This window comes from Glycomyces sambucus, from assembly GCF_900102815.1.
GTDB classification, from domain to species: Bacteria; Actinomycetota; Actinomycetes; order Mycobacteriales; family Micromonosporaceae; genus Glycomyces; species Glycomyces sambucus.
On record NZ_FNGF01000003.1, the window covers coordinates 624,686 to 633,091 of the forward strand.

Sequence of the window (8,406 nt, forward strand, 5' to 3'; positions counted from 1 at the left end):
CGGATTTATCGCCATATATCGGGTTTTCGGCCGGTATGCAGCGGTCTCCGGGGTGCTACTCCTCGGAGGGGGACTCGGTGGCCTCGCCGCCGCCTTCGCCTTCCTCAGGGGCGCCGAGGAGGCTGAGGCAGTAGACGTCCTCGCCCACGGTCAGCGTCTCGCGGCCGGCGTCGGCGCACTGCTGGCCGTCGTCGACCTTCTCCACGATCTCGTAGTCCTCGCCGTCGACGGCCTCGGAGCACTCGACCGCCTCGGCCTGGTCGCCCGAGGTGTGGCGGACGCAGCCGCCCTCCTCGAACTTCGGGGCCGCGAACAGCAGGAAGTACACGCCGACCGCCGCGCCGATGAGGACCAGGACGCCCACGGCCGCGAGGATCGGGACGAGGCCCTTCTTGCGGCCGCCGCCCTCGGTCGCGGCGGGGGCGGGCGGGTACTGGCCGGGCGGCACCGAGCCGGTCGCCATGCCCGGCTGCGTGTACTGCGGGGCCAGCGGCGGCTGCGACTGGGCCGGCTGCGCGGGCGAGCCGTACGCCGACGGCGGGGCCGGCGGCTCGCTGTACGGGTTGTGCGCGCCGATGATGAGCTTCTGCGTGTCGTCCGACTGCACGGGCGGCGGCGGGGGCTGCTGGGCCGCCGGCGGCTGGTAGACGGGCTGCTGGGGGTGCTGCGGCTGCTGGTACGGCTGCATCGGCGGCGGCGGGACGGCGCCGGGCTGCTGGCCCTGGTTCGCGAGCGGGTTCGGCGGCGGGGACGGCCAGGCCGAGGGGTTCGCGGGCTGCTGCGGCGCGGCCTGCTGCTCGCCGTAGGGGGCGGGCGCGTTGAAGCCCGAGATGCCCTGCGGCGGAAGGACCTGGGTGCTCTCCTCGACCGGCGAGGGGGTCACCGGGGGCGCGGCGGGCGCCTGCGGCTGCGAGGTCGGGCCCAGGCGCAGGATCTGCGTGCCGTCCTCGTCGAACTGCGGGCCCGGAGGCGACGCGGGGGCCGCGGGCGCCTCGAAGGCGGCCGGGGGGACCTGCGCGGGAGCGGCGGGGATGTCGACGTCGATCGCGTGCGGGATCGACTGGGTCGCGCCCTCGTCAACCGAGGGGGGAGCGGGGGACGCCGGGGGCGAGGGCTCGTGAACGGGCTCCGCGGCGGGCGCGGGCGGGACGTCCGCGTCGGCGAGGGCCGAGGCCGGCTCGGGCTCGGCGGGCGGGGCCGTCTCGGCGGCGGGCTCCTGGGCTGCGGACTCTTCCGCGGGCTCCGGGACGGCGGGCTCCTCGGCGGGGCGCTCCGGCTCGGCGGCGGGGGCCGGCGGGGCCTGGTCCGCGGTGTCGGCCGCGGGGGCCTGGCCGGCGTCGCGGCTCTCGGCGGCGGGCTCAGCGGTGCCGCTCTCGCCAGTGGCGCGCTCGGCGGCGCTGTCCTGGACCGCGCTGTCCTCGGCCGCGGCCCGGTCGGCGGCGCTCTGGTCGTCAGGGGCCTCGCCCTTTGCTGGCGGGTTGCCTTGCTCGGAGGTCACGGCTGCTCCTCAATGCTGCTTCCGGCCTGGCGTCTTGGGGGCACGCCAGACGGCAACACGGTACCCCAGCGACGCCAGCGATCACTCGACAGGGTTATGGCGGTACGCGAAGAACCGCCCGGCGGCGGTGGGAACGGAGGAGATCGGCGCCCGGAGGGCACGAAAAAGGCCGGGCGCACACGGTTGCCCACCCCTCATGGCAAACGCGGCGCCCGGCCGGTGTGAGAACCCCCTGGAGAGGGTCTCCGCGGTGTGGCGACTCGGCGCTGTCGACCACACCATATTGGGAGGAGATAAGGTTCGCGGTCTCTGCGCCCCTCAGGTTCTCGGCTTGCGAGCTCCGTCAGGACTGAGACGCGGAAACTTCGAAGTCATGTTTCCTCGTTGTTTCCGTGCCTCAATTACAACACCGAACGATGAGATCCGCCAACGATTCACTGGTGCGCTTGATCACGTCCAAGCGAGCAGTGTTTCCCCAGGGTGCGATAGGAACGCCCCGACGTCGGCGAGGAACTGCGAACCCTGCTCCCCGTCGATGAGCCGGTGGTCGAACGACAGCCCGAGCGTCGTCACCTGGCGCACGGCGATCTCGCCCTCGTGGACCCACGGCTGCGGCCGGACCGCGCCGAACACGAGGATCGCCGACTCGCCGGGCGGCAGGATCGGGGTGCCGGTGTCGATCCCGAAGACGCCCACGTTCGTGATCGAGAGCGTCCCCCCGGCCATGTCGGCCGGGGTGGTCTTCCCGTCCCGGGCGGTGCGGGCCAGCGAGGTGAGGGCCTCGGCCAGCTCGACCAGGCTCAGGTCCTGGGCGGCCTTGACGTTCGGGACGACCAGGCCGCGCGGGGTGGCGGCGGCGATGCCGAGGTTCACGTCGTGCTTGACGACGATCTCCTGGGCGGCCTCGTCCCAGCGGGCGTTGATCATCGGGTGGCGGCGGGCGGCCAGCAGGACCGCCTTGGCCACGAACAACAGCGGCGTGACCTTGACGTCGGCGAACTCCCGGCGCGCCTTGAACTCCTTGACGGTGTCCATCATGCCGGTGACGTCGCAGGTCAGGAACACGGTGACGTGCGGCGCGGTGAACGCCGAGGCCACCATGTTCTGCGCGGTCAGCTTGCGCACGCCCTTGATCGGGATCCGCTGGTCCTCCGCGGCGGCCGCGACCCGCTGCGGCGCGGCCGGAGCCGGGCCCGCGACCGCGGCCTGGACATCGGCGCGCGACACCGTCCCGTTGGGACCGGTCGGCACGATCGCACCGAGGTCGACCCCGAGGTCCTTGGCGAGCTTGCGGACCGGCGGCTTCGCGAGCACCGGGCCGGTCGGGGCCCCGGCGGCCGGAGCCGGCGGGACCGGAGCGGGGGCGGCCGGGGCGGCCTCCACCGGCGGCGGCGTCACCGGCACGATCACCGACGGCGGGGTCACCGGGGCGAGCGAGCGGGCGGCCGGGGGCTCCTCCGCGGGAGCACCCGGCTTGCGCTTGCGGCGCTTGGAGCCGGCCTCGCGGGCGCCGTAGCCGACGAGGTTCGGCGTGCGCTCCTCCTTGGCCGGCGCGGGCGCGTCCGCGCCCTCGACCTCGAAGGTCGCGAGCGGCTTGCCGACGTCGACGGTGGTCCCGGCCTCGGCGTGGTGCTCGGCGAGCACCCCGTCGTAGGGGCTGGGGACCTCGACGAGCGCCTTCGCGGTCTCGACCTCGACGAACGGCTGGTTGAGCTTGACCTCGCCGCCGGGCTCGACGAGCCACGCGGCGACTTCGCCCTCGGTGAGTCCTTCACCGAGGTCGGGCAGGTTGAACGTGATCTTCTGTCCCATGTGCTCCTCCTCAGTGCTCGAGGGACCGGTCGACGGCGTCGAGCACGCGGTCCAGGTTCGGAAGGTAGTCGTCTTCGAGGCGGCTCGCCGGATAAGGCACGTCATAGCCGGTCACCCGCAGGACGGGCGCCTCCAGGGAGTAGAAGCACTCCTCGGTCAGGCGGGCGGCGACCTCGGCGCCGATGCCGACGTTCCCGGGGGCCTCGTGGACGATCACGGCCCGGCCGGTCTTGCGGACCGACGCGAACAGCGGCTCCCAGTCGATCGGGGACAGCGACCGCAGGTCGATGACCTCCAGGTCCATGCCCTCCTCGGCGGCGGCCTTGGCGGCGTTCTCGGCCACGTCCACGGTGGGGCCGTAGGCGATGAGCGTCGCGGTGCGGCCCTCCCGGACCGTGCGGGCCCGGTACATGTCGAGCCCGGCGTTCTCGGTGTCGACCTCGCCCTTGGAGTGGTAGCGGCGCTTGGGCTCGAAGAAGATCACCGGGTCCTCGCCGGCCGCGGCCTGCTGGATCATCCAGTAGGCGTCGGCCGGGTTCGAGCAGGCGACGACCTTCAGGCCCGCGGTGTGCGCGAAGTACGCCTCCGGGGACTCCGAGTGGTGCTCGATCGCGCCGATGCCGCCGCCGAACGGGATCCGCACGACCACGGGGAGGCGGATGCGGCCGCCCGAGCGGTTCGGGATCTTCGCGAGCTGCGACACGAGCTGGTCGAACGCGGGGTAGACGAAGCCGTCGAACTGGATCTCGCAGATCGGCCTGTAGCCGCGCATGGCCAGGCCGATCGCGGTGCCGATGATCCCGGACTCGGCGAGCGGGGTGTCGATGATGCGGTCGGCGCCGAAGTCCTTCTGGAGGCCGTCGGTCACGCGGAAGACGCCGCCGAGGCGGCCCACGTCCTCACCCATGACCAGCGACTTCGGCTGGTCCTCCAGGACACGGCGGAGCCCTTCGTTGAGGCCCTTGATCATGGACATCGTCGTCATCGGAGGTCGCTCCCGTCCTCGAGGGAGGCCGCGAAGTCGACCGCGTCCGCCCGCTGGGCCGCGATGCTCGCAGGCATCTCGGCGTACACGTTGTCGAACATCTCGGACACCTCGGGATCGGTCAGCGCCATGACCCGGGCGCGCAGCGCCCGGACCTGCTCGCCGGCCTCGGTGTCGATCTGGGCGAAGTACGCCTCGTCGGCCAGGCCCTCGGCCGCCAGCCACTTGCGGTAGCGGACGATCGGGTCCTTCGCGCGCCAGAAGTCCAGCTCGGCCTCGTCGCGGTAGCGGGTGGCGTCGTCGGAGGTGGTGTGGGGCTGCATGCGGTACGTGTACGCCTCGACCAGGCTCGGGCCCTCGCCGCGGCGGGCGCGGTCGAGCGCGGCCCGGGTGACCGCGTATGTCGCGAGGACGTCGTTGCCGTCCACGAAGATCCCGGGCACGCCGAAGCCCTCGGCGCGGCGGTGCGGCGGGAGCACGAACTGCCGCGCGTTCGACTCCGAGATCGCGTACTGGTTGTTCTGGCAGAAGAACACCAGCGGGGAGTTGAACACCCCGGCCCAGACGAGCGCCTCGTTGAAGTCGCCCTCACTGGTCGCGCCGTCGCCGTGGTAGACGATGACGGCCTCGCCGTCCTCGGTGCCGACCGCGCCGTCCATGGCCACGCCCATGGCGTAGCCGGCGGCGTGGAGGGTCTGCGAGGCGATGACGATCGCGTACATGTTGAAGCGGTCGGCGACCGTGTCGCGGCCGCCGAGGTCGGTGCCGCGGAAGAGCGCGAACGCCGAGATGAGGTCGATGCCCCGGCACCACTGGACCCCGAGCTCCCGGTACGCCGGGAAGACGGTGTCCTGGGCCCTGAGGGCCCGGCCGGAGCCGACCTGGGCGGCCTCCTGGCCGAGCAGGCTCGGCCACAGGCCGAGCTGCCCCTGACGCTGGAGGGCGGTGCCCTGCGCGTCGAGCTCGCGGGTGATGACGAGGTCGCGGTAGAGGCCGCGGTACTCGTCCTGGGTGAGGTCGAGATCGTAGTCGGGATGCTTGACGCGCCGGCCCTCCGGGGAGAGCAGCTGCACGAACTGTGGTTCGTTCGTCGAGGCGGGTTTCGGACGGCTCTTGGCCGTCTTCTTGGCTGGACGCTGTGTGTCGCCCATTGATGCCTCCTCATATTCGTATTCCGGTACATCCAAGCATCCCAAAGCCCTGGGCGGTGCGCGTCACACCCTTCACCCGATTACTATTCGGGACTGAAGACTGACACTGCGTAGCCGAGGACCGGCGATTCATCGACATCATGGGCCCTGAACGGCCGTTTCGTCGCACGGGGGTGGCGGGAAGGAGCGCGGAGTGCGCGGCAGAGGCAGCGACCAGGAAGGACGCTGGCCGGTGGGGATCTGGTTCGCCCTGGTCGGGGTGAGCGCCGGCACGGTGGCGTCCTTCGCGCTGATCGGGTGGACCTTCACCCGCGGGCTCTACACCGCCGACTGGGCGGGCGACCCCGTGGAGATCGAGTCCGGCACGGTGATCATCGAGGGCGAGGAGCCCCCCGCGGACCCCGGCGGCGTCGACGGCCTCGCCGGCGGCGAACCCGCCGAACCCGGCGCGGGCATCGACCCCGAGCCTGCGAAACCGCAGGTGGAGCGCCTGCCCGAACCGGAAGCGGAACCCGGCCCTCCCGTGGAGGAGGCGGCCCCGTCGGAGGAGCCGACCGAAGAGGCCGAGCCGCCGCGCCTGGTCCCGGTCGAGCAGGGCGAGCAGCCGTGCCCCGAGGAGTCCGGCGAGGAGCCGGAGGACGGGGACGGCGGCGGTGACGATGGCGAGGACGACGGCGAGGACGGCGACGGCTGGGACCGCCCGGACTGGGACCACGGCCACGGGCATGACGAAGAGGGCCGCTGGCACCAGGGCCACGGGACGGACCCGGATCTGGGCCTCGAACCCGGCCTGGACCTCGACCGGGACCTCGGACTGGGCCTCCGCCTGGACCTCCGGGAGTCCTGAGCCCCGCCGGGCCGCAGCGCTGCACTTCGCGACACCGCACCCGGCATAGCAGGCATCCCGGCGTCCCGCGAGACCCGCTCGCCCGAAGGGGTGAGTTGTGGGGAAGGACACCTCGCAGCCGTAACCTGCATATGCGGATTTCCGTTACCCCCTGTGAGAGCGCGTCGCCGAGCGATCAACGCGCTCACGGATCTAGGTGGGGTACAAGCAAATGGATCTCTTCTCTCGCAGCATGCTGGCGAGTTCGGCCGAGGCCGGACTGACCACGACGGCGCTCTCCCGGCACGTTCCACTCCTTCGCCGCAACATCAGGGCCGGCGACCAGGTCTCACTGCTGAGCCGGTGCGTCGGCTCCGACGGACTCGGCAGCGGCGACCACGTCCTCATGCTCACCGGCGAGCGCCTGGTCGTCACGCGCCAGTCGCGGCTCCTCGGGCGCGTGCGCCTGTGTCTGGACGCGCCGGTCGCGGCGATCGCGAACCTCCGCTGGTCGGCCGACCCGGCCGGACCCGGCGTCGAACTCAACTTCACGGTCCTGGAGGGGCCGGGTGCGACCGAGCCGCGCCGCTGGCACTTCTGGCTCCCCGCGAGCCACGCCAAGCGGGTGTGGCGGGTCGACGCCCTGCTCGCGCGGGCGTTCCGCCGCCCCAAGGCCACGGCCCGGCCGGCCGGGAAGCCGCGCGCCCAGCGCGCGAACCCGCTCCTGTCGCCCAGCGGGGTCTTCCCCGTGGTGCCCGCGCCGACCGCCGGCGCGCTCTTCCCGTCGAGTCCGCTCCGCACCGACGCGACAGTGCGGCTGGTGCGCCCGGTGATCGCGGCCGTCGACGTCCCGCGCGGCCACGTCCCCGCCCCGCGGGCGGTGTGCGCCCCGGCCGACCCGCAGCGCCCCGGTCCCGGCCCGCGCGCGCTGGGGCCCGCGCCCACGCTCGCCGCGGCCTGACCGACCCGCCGGGCCCGCGCGGCCCGGCGCCGAGACCAGGGTGCGGACCGCGGCGGCGGTTGGACGCCTGCCGTGGCAGGACGCGGCCCGCACCCTCGCTACGACCCGTGGCGGACGCAAGGGGGCCGGTGCGACGGATCGTCGCACCGGCCCCCTTGGGCGTATTCGGATGCGGGCTCGCGCCCGGCGCCTCGTTCGCTAACGCCGGAGTTCGGCGGTGCAGCACTTGACGGAGCCGCCGCCCTTCTTGAGTTCGGAGAGGTCGACGGGGACGGGCTCGTACCCGGCGTCGCGGAGCTTGCGGGCCATGCCTTCGGCTTCGGCGTTGACGACGACGTTGCGGCCGTCGGACACGAAGTTGAGGCCGAACCCGGCGGCGTCCTCGGCGTCGGCTAGGACCGCGTCGGGGAAGAGCCGCTCCAGGAGGAGGCGGCTGCCCGGGGCGAACGCCTCGGGGAAGTAGGCGATGTTCTCGTCGTCGAGGGGCGCGAGGGCGGTGTCGAGGTGGTAGTAGCGGGGGTCGACCAGGCGCAGCGAGACGACCTGACGGCCGAACACGTCGGCGGCTTCGGCGTGGGCGCGGGCGTCGGTGCGGAAGCCCCAGCCGGCGAGGATGAGGCCGCGGCCGGGCAGGTAGGTGAAGTCGCCTTCGCCTTCGTTGATGTGCTCGGGTTCGGCGAAGGTCCAGCCGGAGGTCCGGTACCACTTCTCGTGGGCGTCGGCCTCGGGGCGGCGCTCGGGGTGGCGGAAGCTGGCGCCGTAGGCGATGCCGTCGACGACGAAGGCGCCGTTGGCGGCGTAGACCATGTCGGGCAGGCCCGGCTCGGGTTCGAGGCGCAGGACCTCGTGGCCGAGGCCGGTGTAGATGTCGGCGAGCTCTTCCCACTGGGCGCAGGCGAGGGCGGCGTCGACGGGGGTGGTGGTGTCCATCCAGGGATTGATGGCGTACTCCACCGCGTAGTAGGCGGGGCGGCACATGAGGTACGTGCGGCGACCGGGCGACCGGGTCGCGGTCACCTGGTCAGGTGAAGAACGGTGTTTCTCCATTGCGCGAGTGTAGACAGCCGCGACCCCCGTTCTCGAGCCCGGAACCCTCCGACACACGGGATTGTGACCGAACCGCCTCATTCCCGCCGCCAGCAGGGCCTTTGGCCGCGCACCAACCGCCGGGGA

General features: G+C 72.9%; 7 protein-coding genes. 2 read left to right on the top strand and 5 right to left on the bottom strand.

The genetic code is table 11. The features are described 5' to 3' along the window. Window positions 1–55 precede the first annotated feature (55 nt). The 4 genes from BLS99_RS12460 to pdhA all read right to left on the bottom strand — a co-directional run bounded on the left by BLS99_RS12460 (window position 56) and on the right by pdhA (window position 5,446). Entirely contained in the window at window positions 56–1,498 is a 1,443-nt protein-coding gene (locus BLS99_RS12460; protein ID WP_091049544.1) for a hypothetical protein, read from the bottom strand. A 450-nt stretch (window positions 1,499–1,948) separates the two neighbouring features. After that, window positions 1,949–3,310: a dihydrolipoamide acetyltransferase family protein gene (locus BLS99_RS12465; RefSeq protein WP_091049548.1), complete on the bottom strand. Its 1,362-nt coding sequence runs from the start codon at window positions 3,308–3,310 to the stop codon at window positions 1,949–1,951. A 10-nt stretch (window positions 3,311–3,320) separates the two neighbouring features. Beyond that, the gene (locus BLS99_RS12470) at window positions 3,321–4,295 is read right to left on the bottom strand and encodes an alpha-ketoacid dehydrogenase subunit beta (protein ID WP_091049551.1); all 975 of its coding nucleotides are present in this window, start codon (window positions 4,293–4,295) and stop codon (window positions 3,321–3,323) included. Beyond that, window positions 4,292–5,446: a pyruvate dehydrogenase (acetyl-transferring) E1 component subunit alpha gene (gene pdhA / locus BLS99_RS12475; protein WP_091049553.1), complete on the bottom strand. Its 1,155-nt coding sequence runs from the start codon at window positions 5,444–5,446 to the stop codon at window positions 4,292–4,294. The genes BLS99_RS12470 and pdhA overlap by 4 nt, the downstream gene beginning before the upstream one ends. A gap of 193 nt (window positions 5,447–5,639) precedes the next feature. Between pdhA and BLS99_RS26210 the strand changes: the two genes are divergently transcribed. Further along, window positions 5,640–6,293 carry a hypothetical protein gene (locus tag BLS99_RS26210; protein WP_176953333.1) on the top strand — a complete coding sequence of 218 codons (654 nt, stop codon included), beginning with the start codon at window positions 5,640–5,642 and terminating at the stop codon, window positions 6,291–6,293. Window positions 6,294–6,525: 232 nt separating this feature from the next. Beyond that, window positions 6,526–7,233 (top strand): hypothetical protein, encoded by a 708-nt coding sequence (locus tag BLS99_RS26215; RefSeq protein ID WP_176953334.1) that lies wholly within the window; start codon window positions 6,526–6,528, stop codon window positions 7,231–7,233. A gap of 198 nt (window positions 7,234–7,431) precedes the next feature. Here the strand turns inward: BLS99_RS26215 and ddaH are convergent, their stop codons facing one another. After that, window positions 7,432–8,280, bottom strand: a complete 849-nt coding sequence (gene ddaH / locus BLS99_RS12490) for a dimethylargininase (protein WP_091049560.1) — start codon at window positions 8,278–8,280, stop codon at window positions 7,432–7,434. Window positions 8,281–8,406: the final 126 nt, after the last annotated feature.